This is a genomic window from Terriglobales bacterium (assembly GCA_035573675.1).
Lineage (GTDB): Bacteria > Acidobacteriota > Terriglobia > Terriglobales > Acidobacteriaceae > DATMAB01.
On record DATMAB010000012.1, the window covers coordinates 134,812 to 160,485 of the forward strand.

The window sequence follows — 25,674 nt, forward strand, 5'->3', positions numbered from 1 at the left end:
TCAGGCGCTAGCGCACAACAATATTGACCAGCTTGCCGGGCACGACGATGGCCTTGACCAACTGCTTGCCGTCGAGTGAAGCGCAGACCTTTTCGTCGGCCAGGGCGCGCTCGCGCACAGCGTCCTCACCGAGGTCGGCAGGAATGAGCAGGCGACTGCGCAGCTTGCCATTCACCTGGACGGCGATCTCGATCTCCTCCTCCTTGGCCAGTTCGGGGTCGTAGCTGGGCCAGGGCGCGCGCAGCAGATTGGACTTCTCGCCCAGCATTTCCCAGAGTTCGTGGGCCAGAAAGGGAGCGAAGGGCGCAAGGAGCAGGGTGAGTTTGCGAAGCGTCTCGGCGACCAGGGCCGCGGGCACCGCGCCGCGGGAGATGGCTTCCTCCTGCCCATAGAGCTCGTTCACCAGTTCCATCACGGCTGCAATGGAAGTGTTGAAGTGCCAGCGACCCTGGAAGTCGTCGCTGACCCGGCGGATGGTCTGGTGGAGCTTGCGCTGCAAGGCGCGGGCTTCGGCGGGTAGAGACGTTGCCGGCAACGTCTCCGGAGACGCAGCACTCTGCGTCTCTCCAAGTTGTGCTGCAGCGGCAGGCGCATGCTTGCGCGCGAAGCGGTACACCCGCCCCAGGAAGCGTGCGATACCCTCGACGCCGGCATCCTGCCAGTCGAGGTCGCGATCGGGCGGCGCAGCGAACAGCGTGTACAGGCGTGTGGCGTCGGCGCCGTAACGGGCCACCATCTCATCCGGCGTCACCACGTTGCCCAGGCTCTTGGACATCTTGGCGCCGTCCTTGATCACCATGCCCTGAGTGAACAGCCGCGCCACCGGTTCGGAGTTCCTGACCAACCCGAGGTCGCGCATGACCTTGGTCCAGAAGCGCGAGTAGATAAGGTGAAGGATGGCGTGCTCCACCCCGCCGATGTACTGGTCGATGGGAAACCAGTAAGCGACGATCTCGGGGTCGAACGGCGCCCGGTCGTTGCGCGAATCGGTGTAACGGTAGAAATACCAGGACGAGTCCACGAAGGTGTCCATGGTGTCGGTTTCGCGCAGCGCCCCGCCTCCGCAGCGCGGGCAGGTGGTGTTCACCCAGTCTTCCTCGCGGGCCAGCGGCGAGCCGCCCTCGAGCGTGATCTTCACATCCGGCGGCAACACCACGGGCAAATCCTTCTCCGGCACCGGGACGATGCCGCAAGCGTGGCAATACAGCATGGGGATGGGAGTGCCCCAGTAACGCTGACGGCTGATTCCCCAATCCTTCAGGCGATACGTGACGGCTGCCCGCCCAAACCCATGTTCTTCTGCGTACTTCGTCATGGCGTGGATTGCATCCACGCAACCCATCCCGCTGAACTCGCCGCTGTTGATCAGGATGCTGTCCAGGTGGGTGAAAGGCAGCAGAGGCTCCTCGGCCTCGCCCTCGGAGGGAGGTTCGCCTTCGCGGCGCGGCAGGATGACGACGCGAATGTCCAGGTCATACTTCCTGGCGAAGTCGTAGTCGCGCTCGTCGTGCGCCGGCACGCTCATGATGGCGCCGGTGCCGTACTCCATCAGCACGTAGTTCGCCACCCAGATCGGCACGCGCTCGCCGTTATAGGGGTTGATAGCGTACCGCCCCGTGGGGACACCGTGCTTCTCGATGGCGGCGACATCGCCGACGTCGCGGGCCTTCTGTTGCTCGGCCTGAAGGTCGCGCACCTTCTCGCCGAGTTCGGCATCGGCCGCCACGAAATCGGCCACCAAAGGATGCTGGGGCGCGAGCTGGACCGACGTGGCGCCGAAGATGGTGTCCACGCGGGTAGTGAAAACCGTGATGATGGAGCCGGCAGGGCCGGCAGGACCATCGAGCTGGAAGTCGATGCTGGCCCCCTCGCTGCGGCCGATCCAGTTGCGCTGCATGACGCGCACCTTCTCCGGCCAGCCCTCGAGGTTGTCCAGGTCTCGCAGCAGCTCGTCGGCGTACTGGGTGATGCGCAGGAACCACTGCTCCAGTTCGCGCTGCTCGACGGGCGTATCCTCGTGCCGCCAGCAACAGCCGCCCACCACCTGCTCGTTGGCCAGCACGGTGGCGCAACGCGGACACCAGTTGACGCGGCTCTTCTTGCGGTACACCAGGCCGCGCTCGTACATCTTCAGGAAGAACCACTGATTCCAGCGGTAGTACTCGGGATGGCAACTGGCCACCTCGGTGGACCAGTCGTAGGCGAAGCCCAGGCGCTTCATCTGCGCCTTCATGTTCCTGATGTTGCGCAGCGTCCAGTCGCGCGGCGGGACTTTGGCCTGGATGGCGGCGTTCTCGGCGGGCAAGCCGAACGCGTCCCAGCCCATGGGATGGAGCACGTTGTAGCCGCGCATCCACATCTGGCGGGCCAGGGCATCGCCGATGGAATAATTGCGGACGTGTCCCATGTGCAGGGCGCCCGAGGGATAGGGCAGCATCTCCAGCACGTAATACTTGGGACGCGGCGAAGATGCCGGCTCGGCACGGTAGAGCGCCGGATCCGCCTCGAACCGCTCCATCCATTTCAGCTCGATGCGGCGCGGCTCGTAGCGGTCGTCGCGCTGGGCGTCGGAAGGCGCTGCCTTCGCTGGCTTCCGTTTGGCCATTCGTCTCTTCGTTGCGGCTCTTTGATGTCCCTTTATGCTTTGCCTTCACCAGCCAGCCGCCGCAGGACGGTTACGTTCCTGCGATCGTCACCCGGCTTGTCGATCGGCGTTTCCGCGATGAAGGCGGCGTGCGCCAGGCGCGGATCATGCAGCAAACGGCGAAAAACCTCCCGGCCGATCATGCCGCGCCCGATGTGCTGATGTCGATCCAGGCGCGAGCCGCGCGGCGCCTTGGCGTCATTCACATGCCAGACGCTCACGTTGTGCAGGCCGACCGTAGCCTGCAGTTCGGCCAGCGTCACCGCATATCCATCTTCGCTCACAATGTCGTAACCGGCAACGTGTGTGTGGCAGGTGTCGATGCAGGCTCCAGCCGGCACCACCCGGCGGAGCCGGTCGGCGAGTTCCGCCACTTCCTCAAACGAAGCGCCCAGGGAACATCCGGCGCCCGCCGTGTTTTCAATCAGGACGGTCAGACGACCCGCCAGATCAAGGCGCTCCGCCGCCCTGGCGACCGATTCCAGCACTCGCGCGACGCCCTGGGCGCGGCTTCCACCGCGGAACGACCCCGGGTGGACGATCAGGAACTCGGCGCCGAGTGCGAGCGCGCGCTGGAGCTCGCTACGGAAGGCCGCTACCGAGCACCGCTGCAGTTCCGGGGCTGCGCCCGCCAGGTTGATCAGGTAGTTGGCGTGGATGGCCAGCGGGCTCAGCCGATAGCGTGAGCGCAGGCGTAGCATGGCCTCGGCTCGCTCGGAGGCAATCTCCGCCGCCTTCCACTGACGCGGGTTGGAGGAGAAAATCTGGAATGTGCCGCAGCCCAGACGCCAGGCGCGCTCGGCGGCGTTTTCCACCCCACCGGCCACGGAAGTGTGGATGCCGATACGCCGTGGCGACACCGTGGCGCGCCCCTTTGGCAGACCGAGCGTGCGAACGTCCTGGTCGTCAGCGAGAGCGCGCACCATGATTGTGCTAGTCCGGCGTTGTGTGCGGCTGAACGTCCTTGATGGCGATCTGGTTGGGCCGTTTGCCGACCGGCACCATGGTGAGCAGCCGCAGGGTGGGCACATCGACGTCACGCGCACGGTCGCGGACGACGGTGGTGCGAATGACGGCGACATCGCTCGATCCGGCGTTCACCACCAGCAGGTGACCTTGCGTCAGCGCCAGGGCGTCCGGCCGGCTGCCGACGCGAAGCGTCGTGAGCAGGCGGCCGGTGTCGATGCCGAACATGGCTACGGTATCGGAACCGAAGTTGCTCACGTAGAGATACCGGTTGTCCGCGCTCACCACACCGCGCACCGGTTTCTCACCGATCAAGTAGCTGCCGCCGACCTCGTTGGTGGTCGTCGTGATATCGCTAAAGGTGTTGGAATCGTAGTTGGCGACAAAGACCTGGCCGCCGTCCGGCTTGAGGGCGAGATGAATCGGCGTCCTGCCGACATCGAGCAGGGCCAGCAGCTTGTCGTTCGAGAGGTCGACCGCGGCGACTTGCGCGGACCCGGTGCACGCGATGAAGGTCTTGGATGAGTCGGGCAGGATGGCAATGTCCTCGGGCGCCTTGCATAGCGGGATAGTGGCGCGCACAGCGAGCTTTTCTGCATCCATGACGGCGACCGCGTCCTGCCCCCGGAGCGAGACGACGACCAGCTTGCCATCGGGCGAGACCCGGGCCAGTCCCGGCGCGGCGCCAACCGCCACGTTCGCGATTACCGCGCGTTTTTCCAGATCGAGGACGCTCACATTGGCCGAGCCGGAGTTGGCCACGTAGGCGCGCTTGCCGTCAGCGGCAACATCGATGAAATACGGGCGGTGATGCACGCCGAGGGTGGCCACCACCCGGTTGCGCTCGGTGTCGATGATGCTGACGTTGTCCGAGCCCGAGTTCACGACGTAGACCTCATTCTTCCGGGGATTGGCAGCGATGCCGGTAGGGTTTTCACCCACGGGGATGGTGGCCGTAGGCCGGAAGCTCAGCAGGTCGATGACCGTCACTGTGCCTGAACCGCCGTTGGTCACGTACGCGAAGGCGGGAGGGCGAGGCGTCGGCTCTGTGCGGCAGCCCGCAAGCAAGGCTCCGACCGCCAGGGTCCAGACGGCAAATGCTTGCACCCGTTTCAAGGTACTAACGCGTCGCGGTAGCTTGCGGGCTGGAGGCGGGCGCCGGAACGCTGCGCTGGACGACGGCTGCGATCTGGCGGATCTCGCACATCAACGTGTCGAACTGGTCGGGAAAGATCGATTGCATGCCGTCCGAAAGCGCCCGGTCTGGGTCGCAATGGACCTCGATGAGCAACCCGTCCGCGCCCACGGCCACGGCCGCGCGCGACATGGGCAAGACCTTGTCGCGCTTCCCCGTCCCGTGGCTGGGATCCACCAGGATGGGCAGGTGGCTCAGTCGGGTCACGGCGGGCACCACGCTCAAATCAAGCGTATTCCGGGTGTGGTCGGCGAAGGTGCGCACCCCGCGTTCACACAGGATCACGGCATAGTTGCCTTCGCTCATGATGTACTCGGCCGCCATCAGGAATTCCTCCAGCGTGGCCGCCATGCCGCGCTTGAGGAGCACCGGCTTTCGGGCACGCCCAGCCTTCTTGAGCAAGGAAAAGTTCTGCATGTTGCGGGCGCCGATCTGAATCACGTCCGCGTACTCTTCGACCAGATCGAGCGAGTCGCTATCGACGGCCTCGGTGACGACCCGCAGGCCGAACTGCCGCCGGACCTCGGCCAGGATGCGCAGGCCTTCCTCTCCCAGGCCCTGGAACGAGTAGGGCGAGGTCCGGGGTTTGTAAGCGCCGCCGCGGAAGAACTGCGCCCCGGAGCGGGCCACGCGCTCGGCTACGGCCAGGGCCTGTTCGCGGCTCTCGATGGCGCAGGGGCCGGCGATGATGGCCAGCTCCGCGCCCCCGATCGTCGCCGGGCAATCCGCGAACCGGATGACCGTCTTCTCTTCCTTGACGTCGCGACTCACCAGCTTGTACGGCTTGGTGACCCGAATGAGCTCGGCGACGCCCGGCATTTCCTCCAAGCCTCCCCCCTCAATCGGCCCCTGGTTGCCGGTGATGCCGATGGCCGTGCGCGACGCTCCCGGCATGGGGTGGGCGCGAAAACCCAGGGTCTCGATCTTCGCGCAGACGGCTCGCACCTGCTCTTCGGTAGCGTGCGTCTGCATCACGACCAGCATGTTCGGATTCCTCGAAGGGTTCCAGTGTAAACGCCGCTTGCGGTTTCGGGCAACGAACCGCCAGGCCGTATAGATGGGTCGTCCCTTGCGTTGGTTACATCGCGTCTGGAAGGTTCACGGGCGCTGGTCCAACAGATGGAGGGTAGCCTGGGCCGTGCCGTTGTATGCTGAGTCGGTTGAAGATTCAGGAGCACATCCCGCTCGCCCCCTTCACCACCTTGAAAGTGGGCGGGCCGGCCCGCTACTTCGCCGACGCTGCCTGCGTGGACGACGTCCGAGCTGCAGTGGACTTCGCCCGCAGCCGTGGTGTGCCGCTGTTCGTGCTGGGTGGCGGCAGCAACCTGGTGGTAGCGGACGCCGGCTTTCCCGGCCTGGTGCTGAGAATCGGCCTGAGCGGGATCGAGGAGCGGCGTGAGGATGGCAAGGCCATCTTTGAAGCCGGCGCGGGCGAGGACTGGGACACGTTTGTGGCTCACACCGTCGCCCAAGGATGTGCCGGACTCGAGTGCATGAGCGGCATTCCCGGCACCGTCGGTGGCACGCCCATTCAGAACGTGGGCGCCTACGGGCAGGAAGTCGCAGAAACGATCGATTCCGTCCGCGTCCTGGATCTTGAAAGCAACCAGATCCAGGAACTGTGCAACCCTGCTTGCGAGTTCGCTTATCGTTCCAGCATCTTCAACACCAGCCGGCGCGGGCGTTACGTCGTCCTGGCAGTGCGCTTCGCCCTGGAACCGGGTGGCGCACCGCGCATTGCCTATGCCGACCTCAAGAAGCATTTTGCCGGACGTGATGGCACGCCGTCGCTGGCGGAAACGAGGCAGGCTGTGCGACAGATCCGGCTCAGTAAAGCCATGCTGATCGTCGAAGGCGATGAGGATTGCCGCTCGGCCGGATCTTTCTTCAAGAATCCCGTGGTCAGCGAGGAACAGTACCGCACACTGGCCCAAGTGGCAGCAAGCCGGGGCCTTGAGGTTCCACGCTTCACGGCCGCGAATGGACAGCTGAAGGTACCGGCAGCCTGGCTGGTAGAACAGTCAGGTTTTGGTAAAGGCTACGCGCGCGGGGCTGTCGGGATCTCACGCAGGCACGCCCTGGCTGTCGTGAACCGCGGCGGAGCCACGGCGGCCGAGATCGTAGCTCTGAAGGATGCCATTCAAGCTCGCGTCGAGGAGACGTTTGGCATCCGGCTGGCTCCTGAACCGGTGTTCCTGGGGTTTGAGAAGGGCTAGGCGCTCTACATTCCGTCCTTTTTCTTGCGGAACGGATGCTCCAGGCTCAGATAGAGGATCAGGCCCTTCTCGCCACCGCTCGGGCCAACGCCGAAGGGCACCGCGATCCCGGGAACGATTTGCAGCCCGTTGGAAAAGTTGTGCGCCCAGCGGATGCCCGGACTCAGCAGCAGCGTGTTTTCGCGCTGCGTCATGCCGGGACCCACGACGCCATCCATGCTGCTCCAGTAGGCCTCCCACATGACGTTGACGCGAGGATGGGCCAGCCATACGAAGCTCTGGCCCAGGTTGTACCCTGCGACGAACGCCTTGGCGCCGGCTTCGTTTTTGGCATTGGGGATGAACGTAGCGCCGGCATTCCAGTGCGTCACCAGCCGCCGGGTCGCACGGAAGCTGAGGGGCAGGTTGGTCTGGACGCCGACCCCGCCGGCGCCTCTTCCCTGCGCGTGGTCGCCTGTGGGCAGCAACAAGCTGACCCGAGGTGCAAAGGCGATGCGCGCGACCGAGTCGCCGGTAACCTGATACCGGTAGTTCAACGCCAGGTCGCCGACGCCCCAGCCGGAACCGGCCAGAGCGCCGGCGTGTCCCGCCGCCAGCGTGTAGCTCAACTGATGCCGCGGCGCAGCGTTGACCGGCCACTCTTGCGTGAACGTATAGGTCCAGTCGCGACTGTTCCAGAAGCGCTGAAAACTCTGGATGTGCTGCACCACCCCCCATTCCTGGTTGTAGGCCTCTTCGATGAGAAAGCTGTTGTCCGCAATGGGAGCGGGCTCTTCATCAGACGGGGAAGCCGCTGGCGACTTGGATGGACTTTCAGACTCCTCGGCCTTGTGGGACTGGCCCACTGGAGCCTGAAAAGGCGCCCCCTCCTGCGCAAAGCCGCCCGGGACACACGGAAGCACAACCAGACACAGGAGGAGGCGCAAAGCGAGATAAGCTATGGCCAAGACGCTACGATTAATTGACATTGGTATGTGATCGTTAACGTATGTTAACATATTGTTCAGTGTTCTCGGTGGAGGGTTTGCAATGAGTGGGCGTGCCAGACTTTCAGCAGTCGTCAGCCTAATCGCCATAATCGCGACCGGCTTCCTTCTGCTGGGCGCCGGTGATAGAGATCGGCCGGTGATCTCGGTCGAACAGGCGGCGCGGGCCAATGGACATCACCACCCGCCCACTCTGGGCAGCGGCCTCTACCAGTACGAACATCCCGGGCGTCGACGCTTCGATCCGCAACAGGTGTTCAATCCTGAGTTGCCGCCACCCACGCCCGCTCCGAACGGCATTCGCGAGTTCACGCTCGTGCTGGAGGAGGACCAGATGCACGAAGTCGCCCCAGGGGTGAAGATGCCGGCCTGGACGTTCAATGGCTCCCTGCCCGGCCCGGTCTTGCGGGCGACGGAGGGCGACACCATTCGCGTCACTCTGGTGAACAAAGGGAGGCTGCCGCACAGCATTCATTTTCACGGCATCCACCCGGCGAAGATGGACGGGGTATTCGAGATCGTGGCGCCGGGCGCGCAGTTCACCTATGAATTCACGGCCGCGCCGTTCGGCATCATGCCGTATCACTGCCACACCATGCCCACCTCGCAGCACATCCACAACGGGCTCTACGGCATGCTGATCATCGATCCCAAGCAGGGACGCAAGCCGATGCGTGAGCTGGCCATGGTGATGAGCGCGTTCGACCTCGACCGCGACGGCGAAGCGGATTTCTACGCCTGGAACGGCCGCGCCTTCCAGTACGCCGACCACCCCGTGACGCTGACCAGGGGCGAATTAGTGCGCATGTACGTGCTCAACATGTTCGAGGAGCGCATGGTGCCCCATCTGCACGGAAACATGTACCAGCTCTATCCGTCAGGGACCTCGTTGCAGCCCGCCGAGTACACGGACGTCAAGACGCTCAACATCGCCGAACGCGCCGTGCTTGAGTTCCAGTACGACTTCCCCGGCTTCTACATGTTCCAGTGCCATGTGAGCGAGCACATGGAGCAAGGCCTGATGGGCTGGTTCAACGTGGTCGAACCCAAGGCGCTGGTAGCGCAGAAGGAGCGGCGCTGATGGCTGGGACCGTGGCAGAGAAACCGGTCGGGACTTCTACCCTGCGGGACGACGCGCAGCCAGCCCCGGCAGAATCGGGCGCACTCGCCCATTCGCGCATTGCGATCATCGCCAGCGCCTTGCTTCCCGTCATGCTGCTGGCAGGCATTCTGTATTTCCTGGTGCGGCGCGGCACCGGCCTCAATCTCGCACCACCGGCGCCCATCGAGCGGGTCGAATTCGAGCGCGTCGAGCTTTATCCGGGAGAGATCCGCGCCCACGTCATCAATACCGGCCCCGAACCCGTGACTATCGCCCAAGTCCAGGTCGGCTGGCTCAATCGAGCCAGTTGGGAATTCACCGTTACACCCAATGCCACCATTCCGCGGCTGGGCCGCGCCATAGTCCGGATTCCCTACCCCTGGGTGGCCGGCGAACCCTATGAGGTGGTCTTGCTGACCGCAAACACTTTGGTCTTCACCCACGAGATCGCCATCGCCGCTGAGACACCCGTGGCTGGCGGCTCCACCCTCGCCAGTCTGGCTCTGCTGGGTGTTTACGTCGGTGTAATTCCGGTATTTCTCGGGATCGGTTGGCTGCCGTTCCTGCGTGCCTTGCCGCAGCGTTGGTACTACTTCTTCTTGAATCTTACTGTCGGGCTGCTGGTGTTCCTCGGCGTGGATGCGCTTCACGAAGCTTTGGAAAGCGCGGCGCGGGTTCCCGGCCCCTACCAGGGCGTTGCCCTGATTCTGATCGGCCTGAGTCTCAGCATCCTGCTGCTCTACGCCATTTCGGGCCGCGTGAAAGACCGGGAAGGATCGGGGGGAAGCGGCTTGCTCCTGGCCTACACCATCGCGCTGAGCATCGGGGTGCACAACCTGGGTGAGGGACTGGCCATCGGAGGCGCTTATGCACTGGGCGAAATCGCGACCGGAACCCTGCTGGTGCTGGGATTCACCTTGCACAACCTGACCGAAGGCGTCGCCGTGGTGGCACCCGTGGTTCGTGCCCGGTTCCGCTGGGGGCATCTGCTGTGGCTGGGTCTCATCGCGGGGCTGCCCACAATCGCCGGCACCATGGCCGGCGCGCTGGCCTACAGCGCGCTATGGTCGGTGCTGTTTCTGGCCGTTGGAGCCGGCGCCATCATCCAGGTCGTGATTGAGATTACGCGCCACCAAATCCGCGAATCTGGCGCGGCTTCTCTGGCCAATGCCTTCAACGTAGCGGGTTTCGCGGCGGGCCTCGCCGTCATGTACGTCACCGGATTATTCGTGACGGTGTAACCGCATCTTCCGCCAGCAAGTGGCAGGAGTAGGTCTTCAGGACAAGCCACACCCGCGTTCCAGGCTCGAGCCGGAGCGCTTGTGCGGCGCCGGGCGTGAGGTGAACCTCGAACTCCACGCCACACTCCACGCGCGCGACCAGCGTAACGTCCACTTGTCGGAGGCCGCTGATTCGCCCTTCGATCACGTTGCGGGCGCTCAACTGTGAGGGCGGGGCCGTGGCCAGCAGAATATCGCCGGCACGCACGGCGACGCGCACGGGGGCTCCGGCCTCCAGCCGGACCAGCGGCACTTCGAGTTCTGCCTGAGACCCGGCCAGACGGCAACTCATCGTTCCCTGCGCCGGATGCAGTGCGGTCACGGTGGCGTCGAAGATGTTCTCGAAGCCGGCCGCCTGGGCAATCACTTCGCGTCGTGGCGCTTCCAGTACTTCTCGTGGCGTGCCTGAGGCTACGACCCTTCCCTGCTCAAGAAAGATGACCCGCTCGCCCAGCGCGAACACTTCATCTCGATCGTGTGTCACGTAGAGCGCGGGGATGGGATGCCGCGCAATCCAGGCTCTGAGGTCTTCGATGATTTTCGCCTTCACTGCCCGGTCCAACGCGCTCAACGGTTCATCGAGCAGCAGCAGAGAAGGCTCGATGACCAGCGCCCGTGCCAGGGCTGTTCTCTGGCGTTCGCCCCCCGAAATCTCCGCCGGCTGCCGCCCGGCCAGATGCGCAATGTGGAAAGACTCCAGAACGGCTTCTGTGCGCCGCCGGCGTTCTTCCGGGCCCAACCCCGCCAGGCCGTAAGCCACGTTCTGATCCACGGTCAGATGCGGAAACAGGGCGAGCGTCTGGAAAACGTAGCCCACCGAGCGTCGCTCGACGGCGAGGTCTGTCTGCCGCTCCGAATCAAAGAAGACCTTCGAGCCCACGGCAATGCGGCCGCCGTCTGGCCGGAGCAGTCCGGCGACGCACTCCAGCAGTGTGGTCTTGCCCGCTCCCGAAGGCCCGAACAGAATGGTGATGCCCGGAGGCGCAGCCAACTCCGCTTGCAGTTCGAAACCCGGTCCGCCATTCTGGGACAGGCGCTTTCTTAGGCGGACCTCGAGCGCTACGTCGCCGCCCATGGCGCCCACGCCCTCCGGTTCACGGCATACACGACCGCAAGCACCGTGAACGAGAACACCAGCAACACCAGCGAGGTCTGTCCCGCAGCCGCGTAGTCCAATGCCTGTACCGAGTCATAGATGTCGATGGAGACCGTGCGTGTCACGCCCGGTATGTTGCCGCCCACCATCAGGACCACGCCGAACTCACCGACCGTATGTGCGAAGCTGAGCACTGTGCCGGTGATGATCCCGGGCAGCGACAACGGAACGATCACTCGCAGGAAGGTTCGCAGGCGCGATGCGCCCAGCGTCGCCGAAGCCGCCAGCAGGCGCGGGTCAATGCCAGCGAAGGCAGCCGCAAAAGGCTGCACTGCGAACGGCAGGCTGTACAGCACCGAAGCCACGACCAGTCCCTCGAAGGTGAAGGGCAGCCCGCTCCCCCACCATGATTCGTACCAGGCGCCCACCGGACTACGCGGTCCCAGCGCCACCAGGACGTAGAACCCGAGCACGGTGGGAGGCAGCACCAGCGGCAACGCCACCAGCGCTTCCACCAGGAACTTCCAGCGCCAGCGCGCGAAAGCCACCCAGTAGGCGATGGGCAGGCCCAGCAGCAACAGGATGGCGGAAACAACCAGGGCCAGCTTCAGCGTCAGTAGGATCGCCTCCCAGTTCACGGCTTCACCTCCGGAAGCTCGAACCCGTAACGACGAAGCACGGCTTGAGCGCTCTGGCTCCGCAGGAATTGCAGGAACTGCCGGGCCGTGTTGGCGTGCGGCGATGATCGGCGAATCGCCGCCGCCTGTTCCAGCCGGGAATGGGCCTCTTGCGGGACAAGCCAGTATTCGCCGCTCGTGCGCATTGTCGGTGCCTCGGCTAGGGCCAGCGCGATGATTCCAACCTCCGCGCTGCCGGACTGCACGAACTGGGCCGCCTGCGAAATGTTCTCTCCGAGGACGATTCTCGAGGCCACCTGCTCATACAGTCCAAAGTGCTTCAAAGCCGCCTCCGCGGCGCGGCCATAAGGAGCGTGGCGCGGATTGGCGATGGCAATCCTGCGGACTGCAGGATCGCGAAGAACTTCCGGCCCCCGCACACGCACATTCAATTTCCGACTCCTGGGCGCCCAAACCACGATGCGGCCAATGGCGTACAAGACCGGAGCACCCGCAATTCCAGCCTGTTCCAACCGCCGGGGATACTCGACATCGGCCGAGAGCAGCACATCGAAGGGCGCACCATGCTGGATCTGCGCATAGAAATTCCCCGACGACCCGTAGGTGACGCGCACGTTGTGCCCCGTCTGCCGTTCGAAAGCGGCCACGATTTCCGGCAGGGCAAACGTGAGATCGCTCGCGGCGGCCACGCGAAGCTCCTCAGCGGAGGCGAACATCCCGAAAGTCAGTGTGAACAGCAGGAAGCTCGCACGCATGGCTCTTCTCTTGGGCTCAGGGTCGTACGATCATGACTTCTGTGGACTTGATCAGCGCGGCAGCCACTTCGCCCTTTTTCAAGCGCATTTCACGCGCCGCGTCTGCCGTTATGATGGAGGTGATGCGCTGCCCGCCAATCGACAACACCACCTGGGCCAGCAGGCCGCTGGTGCGCACCTCGACGATCCGTCCCACCAGTTGGTTCCGCCCGCTGATCCGCCGGAAGCCCCGCCTTCGCCCCGGCCCGGGCGGTTCCCCGAACCGGTGCAGGAAGCGGTCCATCTCGCTCTGCGGAACGCGGTGGTGGCCTCCGGCGGTGCGCACCGTCCGCAGCTTGCGCCGGTAGATCCACTGCTTCAGCGTGGGGTAACTGATGCCCAGCATGCGAGCTGCGTCGCCCGGCCGCAGAAGTTCCTGCCCTGCCATGACGATACACTATACTTCGTATAGACTGGATATAGCAATACGGTTTACTCCAGTTCTGCTGGACACACAACTCTTGGATAGAATCAGGGTTTAGGAGATAGTGGCCGAGGTGAAGTACGTGCGCAACAAGTGGGTGCTGCTGGGAGCTGCGGTCGTCGCCATAACTCTGTTCGCCGCCTTCCGCATGGGACGCAAGAGTCCGCCCGAGTATTTCACGGCCCGCGTGGAGCGCGGCGATATCCGCGAAGTGGTGGAGGCCACCGGCACCATCAACGCCGTCACCACCGTGCAGGTGGGATCCCAGGTCTCGGGCACGGTGTCGCAATTGTTCGCCGATTTCAATTCCAGTGTGAAAAAGGGCCAGTTAATCGCCCAGATCGAGCCCTCGCTGTTTGAGGGCGCCCTGCTCCAGGCCCGGGCCGATTTGGAAAACGCCCGCGCCAATCTCGCCGCGGCGCAGGCCAACCTGGAACGTGCCAAGGCGACGGCGGTCCAGGCCCGCGCCGAATACGAGCGCACCAAGCGCCTGGAGGCAGAAGGCGTCCTGAGCCAGCAGCAACTCGAGGTCGCCCGCGCGAACGCGGAATCCGCCGACGCCGCCGTCTCCGCCGGACGGGCGCAGGTCACCCAGGCTGCGGCCCAGGTCAAACAGCGTGCCGCGGCTGTCGAGGTCGCCCGGACCAACTTGAGCCACACCCGCATCATCGCTCCCATTGACGGAACCGTGGTCAGCCGCAACGTGGATGTGGGGCAGACCGTGGCGGCTTCGTTGCAGGCTCCGACGCTTTTCACCATCGCCCAGGATCTGACGGAAATGCAGGTCTATGCGAAAACCGACGAGTCCGATGTCGGCCAGATCCAGGTCGGGCAGCGGGCCACGTTCAAGGTGGATGCGTTTCCCCGCGATAACTTCGAAGGCCGCGTCGCGCAGGTGAGGATGAACGCCACCATCGTACAGAACGTCGTGACCTACGATACCGTCATCGAATTCAAGAATCCGGACCTGAAACTCTTTCCCGGCATGACAGCGTACGTCACCATTCCCGTGGCCAGCGCGCAGAATGTGCTCAAGGTTCCAAACGGCGCCTTGCGCTACAAGCCTGACATGGCGCCGGAGGAGATTCGCGCGCTGTACGCAAAATACGGGATCAAGGATGCGTTGGGCCCCAACGAAGAGCGCCAGCGGCGTCGCGAACAGCCGGGAGGCGGCTCGGAGGAGGCGGCTCCGCAACCTCGCGCCTCGCGTGCGAGCACTGCCATCATCTGGAAGCTGCGGCCGGATAAGACTCTGGAGCCGGTGCACATCCGCACCGGCATCACCGATCGCACCGTGACGGAACTCGTGGGCGTGCTGGAAGGTACGCTGAACGAAGGCGACGTGCTGGTGATCGGAGCCGCCACGGCGGGCGGAGGCATCTCCGGAACACAATCTCCCCTCGCCGGGCCGCCGAGGCGGCGGTAAGCTCGCGCCCTAATCGACAGCATGGCTACGGCGCCCCAAGTCGAGAACGGCACCCGGGCCGGCGTGACCCGGGAGCCGGTGATTCGCGTCCAGGACATCCACAAGTACTACGAGCTGGGCGAAACGCGGGTCCACGCCCTGCGCGGCGTGAGCCTTGAGATTGCACGCGGTGAATTCCTGGCCATCATGGGCGCCAGTGGCAGCGGCAAGTCCACTTTCATGAACATCCTTGGTTGCCTGGACAAGCCCAGCAGCGGCCGCTACCTGCTCGAAGGCACCGATGTGTCCGGTCTCGACAAGCGGGCGCTGGCGCGTATTCGCAACCAAAAGATTGGATTCGTTTTCCAGGGCTTCAACCTGCTCTCCCGTACCACGGCGCTCGAAAACGTCGAGCTTCCAACTCTGTATGCGCACCTGACTCCGGCAGAAGGCGAAGCGCGGGCCCGCGAAGCGCTGGCCATGGTGGGCCTCGCCGGCCGGGAAGGCCATTATCCTTCGCAGCTCTCCGGCGGGCAGCAGCAGCGGGTCGCGATTGCTCGCGCTTTGGTGAACCGTCCAGCTATCCTGCTGGCCGATGAGCCCACCGGCAACCTGGACAGCCGCACTGCAGTGGAGATCATGGAAATCCTGCAGCGCCTGAACGAAGAGCACGGGCTGACCATCGTTCTGGTGACACACGAGCACGATATCGCGCAATTCGCGCGACGTAACGTGATCTTCCGTGACGGCAGGATTCGCCACGACGACCTCAACCAGCAGCCCGAACGCGCCACCGAGGTGCTCAAAACTCTGCCCAGGCTGGAGGACTAGAAGCCATGAACGCGGCCGCCATCATTCGCATCGCGTTGCGCGCGCTGGCACGCAACAAGATGCGCTCCAGCCTGACCATGCTGGGCATCATCATCGGCGTGGGCGCGGTCATCGCCATGGTGGGCCTGGGTCAGGGCGCGCAACAGCAGGTGCAGGAGCAGATCGCGGCCATGGGTTCGAACATGCTTTTCGTGGGCTCGGGCACGGTGAACCGCAGCGGGTTGCGCATGGGTTGGGGCCAGACCAAGACCCTGGTTTATGACGACATGCTGGCCATTCTGCGCGAGTGCCCGGCCGTGGCTGCGGCCGCGCCCGGCACCATGACCTCGGCGCAGGTCGTTTTCGAGAACGACAACTGGAACACGCGCATCACCGGCACCGAGCCGCAGTACTTTGACATCCGCAATTGGGCCTTCCAGGACGGAACTTCCTTTACACAGGAGGACGTCCAGGCCGCAGCTAACGTCGCTGTCATCGGAGAGACGGTGCGCAAGAATCTCTTCGGCGCCATCGATCCCGTCGGCCAAACCATCCGCATCAAAAATTTGCCCTTCAAGGTCGTGGGAGTGCTGGCGGTCAAAGGTCAGTCGGCGGCGATGGGTGACGATCAGGACGACATCATCGTCATTCCGCTGACCACTCACCAGAAGAAGCTCACCGGCGACACCTGGCTGCGCTTCATCATGGTCTCCGCGGTGTCGCGCCAGGCCAGCTACGCGGCGCAGCAACAGATCACCGCGCTCCTGCGCGACCGGCATCGCATCCGTCCCGGCCAGGATGACGACTTTATGGTGCGCAACCTCGCCGACATGGCCGACCTGGCCAACCAGGCCAGCCGGATCATGACCCTGCTGCTGGCCTCCATCGCCAGCGTCTCCCTACTCGTGGGCGGCATCGGCATCATGAACATCATGCTGGTGTCGGTGACCGAGCGGACGCGCGAGATCGGCATCCGCATGGCCATCGGCGCCACGGAACAGGACGTGCAGCGGCAATTCCTCATCGAGGCCGTGGTGCTCAGCATGATTGGCGGAGTAGTGGGGATCGCGGTCGGCGTGAGTACCTCCCTGCTCATCACCAACACGCTTGGTTGGCCGGTGCTGGTCTCGCCCTTGGCCATCGTGATCGCCGTGGTTTTCTCGGTGGCCGTGGGCGTGTTCTTCGGTTTCTATCCGGCACGCAAGGCCGCGCTGCTCGACCCCATCGAAGCCCTGCGCTACGAATAGAAAAGGCGCCCGACGGGGCGCCTTTTCCTCTCACTCGGCCGGCCTGCCGAATCTCGCTACCAGCCGACCTTGTTTCCCTGGGCCTGGTTCTGCTCGTCCAGCCACTTCTTGAGGGGAGCGAAATAGTCGATGATGGCGGTGGCGTCCATCTGGCGGCTGCCGGTCAGGGCCTCGAGCGCCTCCGGCCACGGCCGGCTCTGGCCCATGACCAGCATCTGGTTCAGTTTCGCGCCCGCCTTCTTGTTGCCGTAGATCGAGCAGCGGTGCAACGGCCCGGTGTATCCCGCTTCGCGGCACAAGGCCCGGTAGAACTGGAACTGCAGGATGCGGGCGAGGAAATAGCGCGTGTAGGGCACGTTTCCCGCCACGTGATACTTGGCGCCGGGATCGAAGTCCCGCTCGCTGCGCGGCAGCGCCGGCGCGATGCCCTGGTATTTCTTGCGCAGCTCCCACCAAGACTGGTTGTAGTTCTCAGGTTTGATCTCGCCGGAGAACACCTTCCATCGCCACTGGTCCACCAGCAGACCGAAAGGCAGGAAGGCGATCTTGTCCATCGCCATTCTCATCAGGTAGGGCAGGTCGCCTTCGGGCCCGGGGACTTTCTCGAGCAATCCGACCTGGTTCAAATACTCGGGCGTGATGGAAAGTGCGATCGCATCGCCCACCGCCTCATGGAAGCCGTCGTTGGCGCTCCCGCGAAAGAGAAACGGCTGGTGCCGGTAGGCTCGCTGGTAAAAGTTGTGTCCCAGCTCGTGGTGAACGACGGAGAAATGCTCGTCCTTGACCTCGATGCACATCTTCAGCCGCAGGTCCTGATCGTTATCCACGTCCCAGGCGCTGGCGTGGCAGATGACGTCGCGGTCGCGCGGCTTCACGAACAGCGACCGCTCCCAGAAGGTCTCGGGCAGCAGCTCGAAGCCCAGTGAGGTGAAGAACCGCTCGCCGTAGCGGACCATCTCCACCTCATCCACCTTCTTCTGCTTCAGCAGTTCCGTCAGGTCGTACCCGCGGCTGCCGGGCGGCTCCACCAGCGGATAAATGTTTCCCCATTCCTGCGCCCACATGTTGCCCAGCAGATGCGCCGGAATCGGCCCGGTCGCCGGAACCTTGTCGGCGCCGTATTGCTTGGCAAGTTGCGCGCGCACATACGCGTGCAGGGAGAGATAGAGCGGCTTCACCTGCTCCCACAGCCGGTCCACTTCCCTGGCGAACTCGTCCGCCGGCATGTCATAGTTCGAGCGCCACATCGCGCCGACGTCTTTGAAGCCCAACTCGCGTGCACCCTTGTTGGCAAGCACTACCTCGCGCTCGAAGTCCTTACGCATAGGGACGGCAATGGCGTGCCAGCCCTGCCAGGCATCAAGCTGTTCCTCGTAGTTGCGGCTTTTGGAAAGGGTGCGCTCCAGGTCGTTCAGTGAAAAACACTGGTCCTTCCCCTTGGGACAGTACTTCCCGCGGCCGTATGTGGCATCCAGTCCGACGGTGATCTTGGTCAGCTCATCGCGCTCTTCCGGATTATTGGGTGCAGGGACCGTCAGCGCCAGCTTCAACAGCTTCAGCTTGCGCGCCACATCTTCCGGCAGTTCCAGGCCATCGAAGCGTGCCGCCTTGGTGGCCAGGTCCGTGGTCACCGCAGTGAACTGGCTCTGGTAATCAGCTTCCAGCTGCTCGGTATCGTAGGTAATGAAGTTCGCCTTGATCCACGACGCGCGGCCCAGCTTGTTGTTCAGCTCCAGCAACTGTTTTTCGGCGTCGTCGACGAACGCCTTGGCTTCCGCCACGCTGGGCTTGTCGGCGCCCTGGCCGGACGCAGGCCGATCTGCACAGACAAGAAAAACGGCCGCCATCGCGGCCATCGTCAGTAGTCGGGTTCCTCGCACCTTCAGCGCCATTCAGGTCTCTCCTCCATCCTTTTGATTCTAAATGCCATCGACTCGGCCGGCCAACGCGGCAGCGAAACTTTTCGCCGTCCCGGGCGTCCTATTCAGTGGGTCGATTCGGCAGCGGGAAACATCCGCTTCAGGCCCGGATGCGTTCATAATATCGAGGCGGGAGCCAGGCACCCTCATGCTGATCAAACGAGCGTCGGATATTCCTTCGTCGGAGATCACACCCAAGCAGACCTATCAGAACCGCCGGCAATTCATCCTCACGGCCGCGGCCGGAGCGGGACTCGTAGCAGGCGGCTGGGCGCTGAAGAAGCTGACCGAGCCCGAGGACGAAGTCGCCGCTGGCGCCAAGCTGCCGCACAGCAAAAGCGCATTCAGCACCACGGAAACGCCGAACTCCCTGCGCGACATCACTCATTACAACAATTTCTACGAGTTCGGCACCGACAAGGAAGATCCCGCCGCCAACGCCGGCACCCTGCGCACACGCCCCTGGACGGTCGCCGTCGAGGGCCACGTCAAGAAGCCGAAGGTCTACGATATTGACGCTCTCATCAAGATGTTCCCGCTCGAAGAGCGCATCTACCGGCTGCGTTGTGTCGAGGCCTGGTCGATGGTCATCCCCTGGCTGGGTTTCCCGTTGGGTGAATTCATCAAGACCCTGGAGCCGACTTCCAAGGCGAAGTTCGTGCAATTGGTCACGCTCTACGATCCCGCCCAAATGCCCGGCCAAAAATCCGGCGTGCTGGACTGGCCGTATGTCGAGGGCCTGCGGCTCGATGAAGCCCTGCATCCCCTCACTATCCTGGCCGTCGGCCTGTACGGCGAAGTGCTGCCCAACCAGAACGGCGCTCCCATCCGCCTGGTGGTGCCGTGGAAGTACGGATTCAAGAGCATCAAGTCGGTCGTGAAGATCCGCTTCGTCGAGCAGATGCCCGAAACCACCTGGAACAAGATGCAGCCCAGCGAGTACGGCTTCTACTCCAACGTGAACCCGAACGTGGACCATCCCCGCTGGAGCCAGGCTACCGAGCGACGCATCGGCGAGTTCCGGCGCCGGCCTACGCTGATGTTCAACGGATACGGCGACCAGGTCGCCGGCCTCTACACCGGCATGGACCTGCGGGTGAACTACTGAAGCAGCGGATGAAACCGATTTCCTGGCTCAAACTTGCCGTGTTCCTGGCCTCGCTGGGACCGCTCGCCCGCCTCCTGTGGCGCTATCGGCAGAACGACCTCACCGCTAATCCCATCGAGTTCATCACTCATTCCACCGGACTGACGGCCCTGATCTTCTTGCTGATCACGCTCGGCATCACGCCGCTAAGGCGGATCTCCCGGCAGTACTGGCTCATCCAACTGCGCCGCCTGCTAGGCCTGTTCGCCTTCTTCTATGCCTGCCTGCACCTGGCCACCTATGTGGTTCTCGATCACTACTTCGACTGGGATCGCATCGTGGCCGACGTCTACAAGCGTCCTTACATCACGGCCGGATTCACCGCCTTCGTCCTGCTGGTCCCGCTGGCCATTACTTCGACCGGCGGCTGGGTGCGGCGGTTGGGCGGCAAGCGCTGGCAGGCGTTGCACCGGCTTATCTACGTGAGCACGGCTCTGGCCGTTGTGCACTTCTGGTGGCTGGTCAAGGCGGATATCCGCGAGCCTGCCGCGTACGGCACCGTGCTGGCCGTGCTGCTCGGCTACCGGATCGTCCGCTGGCTGCTGGCGCGAGCCCAGCAGGCGCCACAGGCCGCGGCCCAACCTGAGCAGGGCTGAGCGCCCGCGTGCCCACGGAAGCAGCGGTCCTACGCGCTCTTGCGCGACGTGACTGCGTAGAAGGCGGACCACTTCTGTTCCACCTTCCCGCTCCCGCAGTGGGGACACGTAACGCCGCCCTTTTCGTACTCCGCCAGCGTCAGGACCTTGGTGAAGTCTTTCTTGCAGGCTTGGCAGAAGAAATCGTACTGCGGCATAAGCACCTCCGCCGGTAGACGCCCACCGGAAAAATTCTAGGCCTTCCGTGCCGCCTCTTCAATGCCCGCTTCGGGAAGGGGAGGTTCGACCGCGCCCAGCGCGACAAACTGTTCCAGCACCTGGAGGGTGGATTCCAGATCCAGCCCGGCTGCCTGTGCGATCTGCGCAGGAAGCCGCAGCCCGTTGGTCGCGCGGAACACCGCTTCCGCATCCTTCTCCACCTCGGCCACAATCACGCGATTCCCTTCTCCACGGCAGAAGAGCAGCGTGCATTCGTGGCGCAAGTCGTCGGTCACCGCTTGTCCCGCGCGTAAGCGCTCCAACACCTCCGGCAGCCGCCAGGAAAACAACCGGCACCAGGCGCCGGCCCGGCGGCGGTAGCGCATCACCTGGATCGTAGTCTGCGTCGTGGCCGTCTGCAGAAAGTAGGCGAACTCGTACTGCACCAGGTCGCGCCACCACGGACCCGGGTGTGCGGCGCCGTCCAGGTGCACGACCGCCATCTCCCCCAGGCGTCGGGCGGAGTCGAACGAGCCCAGCGCGCAATCCGCGACAAACCCATCGAACGCCGGGCCCCCAAGCACGTCCGTGGCTTGGCGTCCCGTACGACTGGACAGCGCCCTCGAATACTGGAACGAGCGCTTCATGCGACCGTTGTAGTATCGGTGCGCCAGCAATCTCGCCGCCCGGTGTGCCTTTCTGGCGGAAAGGGGGAAGTCCGCCGGCAGTTGCCGGCGCAACCGCGCGTCGCACAGGGTGCGCAGCAGTTCTTTCTTGCGATCCGGGTCGCGCATGTGAAGTTCTGCGAGGTGGGAACCAAGCTAAACGGGCCGGACTTCCTTGGACAAGCCGGTCAATGAACGCGCGCCAGGTGGACAGCGAACCAGGAGCGGGCATCTTTCCAGGAATTCTCCCGTGCGAAGCCGCTCTCTTCGAGCATCTCCTGTACCCACTCATCCGTGTACTTGTAGCTGTTCTCCGTGTGCAGCAGCTCGCCGGACTCGAACCGGACTTTGTGCCGCAGCAGCCGGATCCACACCGACTGCGCTGCCAGGCTCTCCAGGTACATCTCGATGCGCGAGGCCTCCGGATTCCAGCGGATCCGGTGGCGGAAAGCGTCCAGGTCGAACTCCCCGCCGAGCTCGCGGTTGATGCGCGCCAGCACGTTCTTGTTGAACCGCGCGGTGACGCCCTGGGCATCGTCGTACGCCGGGATCAGCGCAGTCGCATCCTTGCGCAGGTCCGTGCCGAGCAGCAGCGCGTCCCCCGCGCCGAGCCGGGCGCGCATGCGGCGCAGCACGCGCAACGCATCCTCCGGCTCGAAGTTGCCGATGCTGGAGCCGATGTACAATACCAGTTTCCGCCCGGGAAGCTGGCGCAGAACCTCCATGTCGCTGGTGTAGTCGCTCACCACCGGACGGACGCGCAGGTCGGGGAAACCGGCGCGCAACCGCCGGCTGGCTGCCTGCAGCGCGTCGTAGGAAACGTCGATAGGACAGTACAGCGCCTCTCGCTGACGGCGCAGCAGCGCGCCGATCAGCACCGAAGTCTTCCGCGCCGAGCCCGCTCCCAATTCCACCAGGCTCAGGTCGTCGCCGGCCTGGGCCACGATGGCGTCCGCGTGCGTTCGCAGGATCTGCTCTTCCGTCCGTGTCAGGTAATATTCCGGGAGCCGCGTGATTTCCTCAAACAGCGCCGAGCCCGCCGCGTCGTAAAACAGCTTGGGACACAACTTCTTCGGCTGCGAGGTCAGCCCTTCATAGACCTCGGACGCAATCTCCGGAATAACCATCTCTCGGCTCAGCGCGGTCATTGGGCCAACCGGATCCCCGTGAATTGCCAGCGGGCGCTGGGCGGGAAAAAGTTGCGATACGACGCCCGGATGTGCGACTGCGGCGTCGCGCACGACCCTCCCCGCAGCACCATCTGGCCGGACATGAACTTGCCGTTGTATTCGCCCAGCGCGCCGCTCGCTGCCTGGAATCCGGGATATGCCACATAAGGGCTGGCGGTCCATTCCCAAACATCACCGAAGACCTGCGCCAGCGGCCGCGACGCCATTCCCGCTGCCGGATGGAATCTTTCCGACTCGAGAAAATTCCCCTCCACCGGCTCGACAGCGGCCGCGGCTTCCCACTCGAACTCAGTGGGCAGACGCGCGCCCGCCCAACGGGCGTAGGCATCGGCCTCGAAGAAGCTCACATGACAAACCGGCTCAGCGGGCTCCACCGCCCTTAGCCCCGCCAAGGTGTAGGCGTGCCAGGCGTCCTGTTTTCTCTCCCAGTAGAGGGGCGCCTCCCAGCCCTGTGCCCGAACCGTGTCCCAACCATCGGAAAGCCAGAGTTCGGGGCGCGTGTAGCCTCCGTCGGCCATGAAATCCAGGTACTCGGCGTTGGTTACCAGTCGGGAAGCCATCCGGAACGGCCGCAGCAGCACCTCGTGCCGGGCCAGTTCGTTGTCAAAGCAGAACCCATCGCCGTCGGAGCCCACCGCCTGGATGCCGCCTTCGAATTCAAGCCACCGCAGCGGCGCCGCCGGCGTCGCTGCAGCTCCCGTGGCCCGCTCGCGATACGCCGGCCGCAGTGGGTTACTCCCAAAAACATTCTTGATGTCCGTGACCATTAGCTCCTGGTGCTGCTGCTCGTGGTGCAACCCCAGCTCCAGGATTGAGAGCGCCTCCCGCTCAGGATTCTCTGCCAGGAATTCCTGCATCCGCTGATTCACGAACCGGCGGTACGCGCGCACCTCTTCCAATCCCGGCCGCGAGAACGTGCCTCGCTTGTCGCGGTCCGGACGTGCGCCCACGGCGTTGTAGTACGAGTTGAAGAGAAAGCGAAAGTCGGGGTTGAAATCGCTGTAGCCGGGATGATGTGCCGCCAGCACGAACGTCTCGAAGAACCACGTGGTGTGCGCCAGATGCCACTTGGTTGGGCTGGCCTCGGTCATAGGCTGCACCAGCATGTCTTCGGGCGTGAGCGGCTCGGCCAGCCGCTCAGTCTGGTTGCGCACCCGCAGGAACGCCTCCCGCAGGCGGTCGGCGGGACGCAAATCGCCCCGCAACACCCCCGATTCGCTCCTGACGGCTGAAGGCATCCGACAATGCTACTGACTGTATTTCCTAGATTCCACTACTTTTTCCCTTTGATTGGATGCGCAACCCGTTCCTGGGTGACGGAAGAGTTTGCCGGGTCGACCCGGGCGATCGAGCGGCCCGGCTGGCAGAACCAAGAAAGCGAATGCGCAGAGGCCGATTTTGCGCTACTTTTCTGGACGATGCCGTCCCCGGACTCAACCCAACCTTCCGTTTCCGCGCCGCGCCGCAAGAAGCAGCCGGACGGTCTGGCCGAGTCCATGCTCGTGATGCTGATTTGCCTGGTGGCCGCGGTGGGTGTCATCCGGCTGGCCGTGGGCGAGGTGAACAATCTGATTACACGCATCGCCGCGGTCCTCGGCCTCGGGGGAAACTAGAATGAGACCCCGGACCTCGCGCGTATGGAAAACCGTACCATTTGAGCGCATACTTGGTGTGCCCCCGCGCACGCTGGGAGGCCGTTTGCGATGAGCGAAGGCGCAAAAGACGCACCGGATTCCAAGGGTTACTCCTCCCTTCCGGTGGACGACAGTGAAGAGTGGAGCAAGCTGCGGGGTCTCTCCGAGAAGGAATCGGAGGACGCTTCGGCAGCCGCACGCCAGCGCAAGAAGAACCTGGCGGTCCTGCTGCTTCTGGTCGGCCTGCTGGGCTTCCTGGCGAGCCAACCACTCATGCTTCCCGACGAAGTGCTGACCCCGCTCGCCCTCACCGTTCGCGATTGGACTGACGGTACATCGTCCGATGATTCCGGGCCGATCCTTCCGTCCCCTGCCGCGGATGCGTCAGTTGCCCAGCCGCGGCCCAAGGGAAAGGCTGGTGGCGCTCGCCCGGCCGCGAAGCCCGGTGCGCCGACTGCGACGCCGCCGGCCGAACCAGCTACAGTCGCAGCCGCGGCGCTTCCCGAGCGGCCCTTTGCCGGCGGCATCGAAGTGGTCCGCCAGGATCCGTCGAAGCTCCCTTTCGGCGTCGAAGTCGTGGATAACCGCGACCGGCGCTTTTCCCCCGCGCCCCGCGAGCGGATCATCAATCTGGCGGACAAGGGCACCAGCCAGCATGCGGAGGCCGTTCCCAAGGCCGCAGACCGCATGCGCATCACCCCCGGACCCATCATCTCCAAGGAAGCCAATGTAAACGGCTCGGTGAAGCTGCGTGCCGTCATCAGTGCTGAGGGAGCTATCAAGGAGCTGGCGGTAGTCAGCGGCCCCACCGAACTCGGCCCGGCCGCCATCCAGGTGGCCCGCCAATGGCGCTACCGGCCTTACTACTTCAATGGGCGCCCGGTAGAGACCGAGACCTACATCACCATCAACTTCAACATCAGCACCAACTGAGCGTTCTCCCGCTCGGTGGTTCGTTCATCACCCCCGTTTGTGACGAATGACACAGCCTGCCGCGCTCCTCTTGAGGCAGGCTAAGGACAGTCTCAGCGACCGGGCCTGCCCTGAGCGTGCCCCGGGAGGTCGGAGGATGCTCACTCGCCGCGAGCGTTTTGACATCGAGGGCGCCAAGCCCCCGAAGCAGTCTCCCGAGCAACGCCTGCACAACTTCGACGAAGTCTTCCAGGGTTACACGCCGGAGCAGGCCATCGAGCAGGCCCAGCGTTGTCTCATGTGCGAGCACTCCCCTTGTACCCAGGGCTGCCCCCTGCACAACGACATTCCCACCGCCATGTTCCTGCTGAGCCAGGGCGACATCGTCGGCGCGGCGCGCGTGTTCCTGGAAAACTCCAACTTCCCCGACGTGTGCGGCCGCATCTGTCCCCAGGAAAAGCAGTGTGAGGGCGCCTGCGTTCTGGCCGCCCGCGAGAAACCGGTGAACATCGGCAAGCTGGAAGCCTTTGTCGTCGATTACGTCCGCCGCAACTTCGGCTACCTGCCGCGGCCCAAGCTGCCGCCCACCGGAATGCGAGTGGCGGTCGTG

Annotated in this window: 25 protein-coding genes; 11 read left to right on the plus strand and 14 right to left on the minus strand. The window is 64.1% G+C overall.

What is annotated here, in order from left to right; all coding sequences use genetic code 11:
- Window positions 1-7: 7 nt before the first annotated feature.
- Genes leuS through aroF form a run of 4 tightly spaced genes read right to left on the minus strand, consistent with a single transcriptional unit; the run spans window position 8 to window position 5,789 of the window.
- Window positions 8-2,605, minus strand: coding sequence for a leucine--tRNA ligase (leuS, locus tag VNK82_04535; protein HXE90212.1), 2,598 nt, complete (start codon window positions 2,603-2,605; stop codon window positions 8-10).
- A 32-nt stretch (window positions 2,606-2,637) separates the two neighbouring features.
- Complete coding sequence (locus VNK82_04540) at window positions 2,638-3,570, minus strand: deoxyribonuclease IV (GenBank protein HXE90213.1); 933 nt, start codon at window positions 3,568-3,570, stop codon at window positions 2,638-2,640.
- Window positions 3,571-3,577: 7 nt separating this feature from the next.
- The gene (locus tag VNK82_04545) at window positions 3,578-4,717 is read right to left on the minus strand and encodes a cytochrome D1 domain-containing protein (protein ID HXE90214.1); all 1,140 of its coding nucleotides are present in this window, start codon (window positions 4,715-4,717) and stop codon (window positions 3,578-3,580) included.
- 13 nt (window positions 4,718-4,730) lie between these two features.
- The gene (gene aroF, locus VNK82_04550) at window positions 4,731-5,789 is read right to left on the minus strand and encodes a 3-deoxy-7-phosphoheptulonate synthase (protein HXE90215.1); all 1,059 of its coding nucleotides are present in this window, start codon (window positions 5,787-5,789) and stop codon (window positions 4,731-4,733) included.
- 176 nt (window positions 5,790-5,965) lie between these two features.
- Here aroF and VNK82_04555 point away from each other — a divergent pair, with 176 nt between their 5' ends.
- Entirely contained in the window at window positions 5,966-7,021 is a 1,056-nt protein-coding gene (locus VNK82_04555) for a UDP-N-acetylmuramate dehydrogenase (protein ID HXE90216.1), read from the plus strand.
- A gap of 5 nt (window positions 7,022-7,026) precedes the next feature.
- On the opposite strand, the gene VNK82_04560 is transcribed toward VNK82_04555, so the two are convergent.
- Complete coding sequence (locus VNK82_04560) at window positions 7,027-7,866, minus strand: hypothetical protein (GenBank protein HXE90217.1); 840 nt, start codon at window positions 7,864-7,866, stop codon at window positions 7,027-7,029.
- 280 nt (window positions 7,867-8,146) lie between these two features.
- Here VNK82_04560 and VNK82_04565 point away from each other — a divergent pair, with 280 nt between their 5' ends.
- Together VNK82_04565 and VNK82_04570 are read left to right on the plus strand one after the other, a co-directional pair.
- A complete protein-coding gene (locus VNK82_04565) occupies window positions 8,147-9,088 on the plus strand; it encodes a multicopper oxidase domain-containing protein (GenBank protein ID HXE90218.1) in 942 nt (313 codons plus the stop codon).
- A complete protein-coding gene (locus VNK82_04570; protein ID HXE90219.1) occupies window positions 9,088-10,350 on the plus strand; it encodes a hypothetical protein in 1,263 nt (420 codons plus the stop codon). The genes VNK82_04565 and VNK82_04570 overlap by 1 nt, the downstream gene beginning before the upstream one ends.
- On the opposite strand, the gene modC is transcribed toward VNK82_04570, so the two are convergent.
- Genes modC through VNK82_04590 form a run of 4 tightly spaced genes read right to left on the minus strand, consistent with a single transcriptional unit; the run spans window position 10,325 to window position 13,305 of the window.
- A complete protein-coding gene (gene modC / locus VNK82_04575) occupies window positions 10,325-11,464 on the minus strand; it encodes a molybdenum ABC transporter ATP-binding protein (protein ID HXE90220.1) in 1,140 nt (379 codons plus the stop codon). The two genes, VNK82_04570 and modC, sit on opposite strands and share 26 nt — an antisense overlap.
- A complete protein-coding gene (modB, locus tag VNK82_04580) occupies window positions 11,449-12,123 on the minus strand; it encodes a molybdate ABC transporter permease subunit (GenBank protein ID HXE90221.1) in 675 nt (224 codons plus the stop codon). The genes modC and modB overlap by 16 nt, the downstream gene beginning before the upstream one ends.
- Entirely contained in the window at window positions 12,120-12,878 is a 759-nt protein-coding gene (gene modA, locus VNK82_04585; protein HXE90222.1) for a molybdate ABC transporter substrate-binding protein, read from the minus strand. The genes modB and modA overlap by 4 nt, the downstream gene beginning before the upstream one ends.
- Window positions 12,879-12,894: 16 nt before the next feature.
- Window positions 12,895-13,305 carry a TOBE domain-containing protein gene (locus VNK82_04590; protein ID HXE90223.1) on the minus strand — a complete coding sequence of 137 codons (411 nt, stop codon included), beginning with the start codon at window positions 13,303-13,305 and terminating at the stop codon, window positions 12,895-12,897.
- Between the two features lie 100 nt (window positions 13,306-13,405).
- Between VNK82_04590 and VNK82_04595 the strand changes: the two genes are divergently transcribed.
- The 3 genes from VNK82_04595 to VNK82_04605 are packed head-to-tail and all read left to right on the plus strand — an operon-like array spanning window position 13,406 to window position 16,803.
- Window positions 13,406-14,767 carry an efflux RND transporter periplasmic adaptor subunit gene (locus tag VNK82_04595; GenBank protein HXE90224.1) on the plus strand — a complete coding sequence of 454 codons (1,362 nt, stop codon included), beginning with the start codon at window positions 13,406-13,408 and terminating at the stop codon, window positions 14,765-14,767.
- A 21-nt stretch (window positions 14,768-14,788) separates the two neighbouring features.
- On the plus strand, window positions 14,789-15,577 hold the full coding sequence (locus VNK82_04600) for an ABC transporter ATP-binding protein (GenBank protein HXE90225.1): 789 nt from the start codon (window positions 14,789-14,791) through the stop codon (window positions 15,575-15,577).
- Window positions 15,578-15,582: 5 nt separating this feature from the next.
- Window positions 15,583-16,803: an ABC transporter permease gene (locus VNK82_04605; GenBank protein HXE90226.1), complete on the plus strand. Its 1,221-nt coding sequence runs from the start codon at window positions 15,583-15,585 to the stop codon at window positions 16,801-16,803.
- 56 nt (window positions 16,804-16,859) lie between these two features.
- Here VNK82_04605 and VNK82_04610 read toward each other — a convergent pair whose 3' ends face one another.
- Window positions 16,860-18,695, minus strand: coding sequence for a M2 family metallopeptidase (locus tag VNK82_04610; GenBank protein ID HXE90227.1), 1,836 nt, complete (start codon window positions 18,693-18,695; stop codon window positions 16,860-16,862).
- A gap of 175 nt (window positions 18,696-18,870) precedes the next feature.
- On the opposite strand from VNK82_04610, the gene msrP reads away from it, so the two are divergent.
- Together msrP and VNK82_04620 are read left to right on the plus strand one after the other, a co-directional pair.
- Window positions 18,871-19,830 (plus strand): protein-methionine-sulfoxide reductase catalytic subunit MsrP, encoded by a 960-nt coding sequence (gene msrP / locus VNK82_04615; GenBank protein ID HXE90228.1) that lies wholly within the window; start codon window positions 18,871-18,873, stop codon window positions 19,828-19,830.
- A gap of 8 nt (window positions 19,831-19,838) precedes the next feature.
- Entirely contained in the window at window positions 19,839-20,465 is a 627-nt protein-coding gene (locus VNK82_04620; GenBank protein HXE90229.1) for a protein-methionine-sulfoxide reductase heme-binding subunit MsrQ, read from the plus strand.
- Between the two features lie 29 nt (window positions 20,466-20,494).
- Here the strand turns inward: VNK82_04620 and VNK82_04625 are convergent, their stop codons facing one another.
- The 4 genes from VNK82_04625 to egtB are packed head-to-tail and all read right to left on the minus strand — an operon-like array spanning window position 20,495 to window position 23,756.
- Window positions 20,495-20,662, minus strand: coding sequence for an FmdB family zinc ribbon protein (locus VNK82_04625; GenBank protein HXE90230.1), 168 nt, complete (start codon window positions 20,660-20,662; stop codon window positions 20,495-20,497).
- Between the two features lie 36 nt (window positions 20,663-20,698).
- On the minus strand, window positions 20,699-21,457 hold the full coding sequence (locus VNK82_04630) for a hypothetical protein (protein HXE90231.1): 759 nt from the start codon (window positions 21,455-21,457) through the stop codon (window positions 20,699-20,701).
- Between the two features lie 59 nt (window positions 21,458-21,516).
- Window positions 21,517-22,476: an L-histidine N(alpha)-methyltransferase gene (gene egtD, locus VNK82_04635; protein HXE90232.1), complete on the minus strand. Its 960-nt coding sequence runs from the start codon at window positions 22,474-22,476 to the stop codon at window positions 21,517-21,519.
- Window positions 22,473-23,756, minus strand: a complete 1,284-nt coding sequence (gene egtB, locus VNK82_04640) for an ergothioneine biosynthesis protein EgtB (GenBank protein ID HXE90233.1) — start codon at window positions 23,754-23,756, stop codon at window positions 22,473-22,475. The genes egtD and egtB overlap by 4 nt, the downstream gene beginning before the upstream one ends.
- 6 nt (window positions 23,757-23,762) lie before the next feature.
- Here egtB and VNK82_04645 point away from each other — a divergent pair, with 6 nt between their 5' ends.
- The 3 genes from VNK82_04645 to VNK82_04655 form a co-directional block, all read left to right on the plus strand.
- Window positions 23,763-24,131, plus strand: a complete 369-nt coding sequence (locus VNK82_04645; protein HXE90234.1) for a hypothetical protein — start codon at window positions 23,763-23,765, stop codon at window positions 24,129-24,131.
- A gap of 90 nt (window positions 24,132-24,221) precedes the next feature.
- Window positions 24,222-25,085 carry an energy transducer TonB gene (locus tag VNK82_04650; protein ID HXE90235.1) on the plus strand — a complete coding sequence of 288 codons (864 nt, stop codon included), beginning with the start codon at window positions 24,222-24,224 and terminating at the stop codon, window positions 25,083-25,085.
- 136 nt (window positions 25,086-25,221) lie between these two features.
- Window positions 25,222-25,674: hypothetical protein (locus tag VNK82_04655; GenBank protein ID HXE90236.1), on the plus strand; the 453-nt coding region annotated here is incomplete at its 3' end.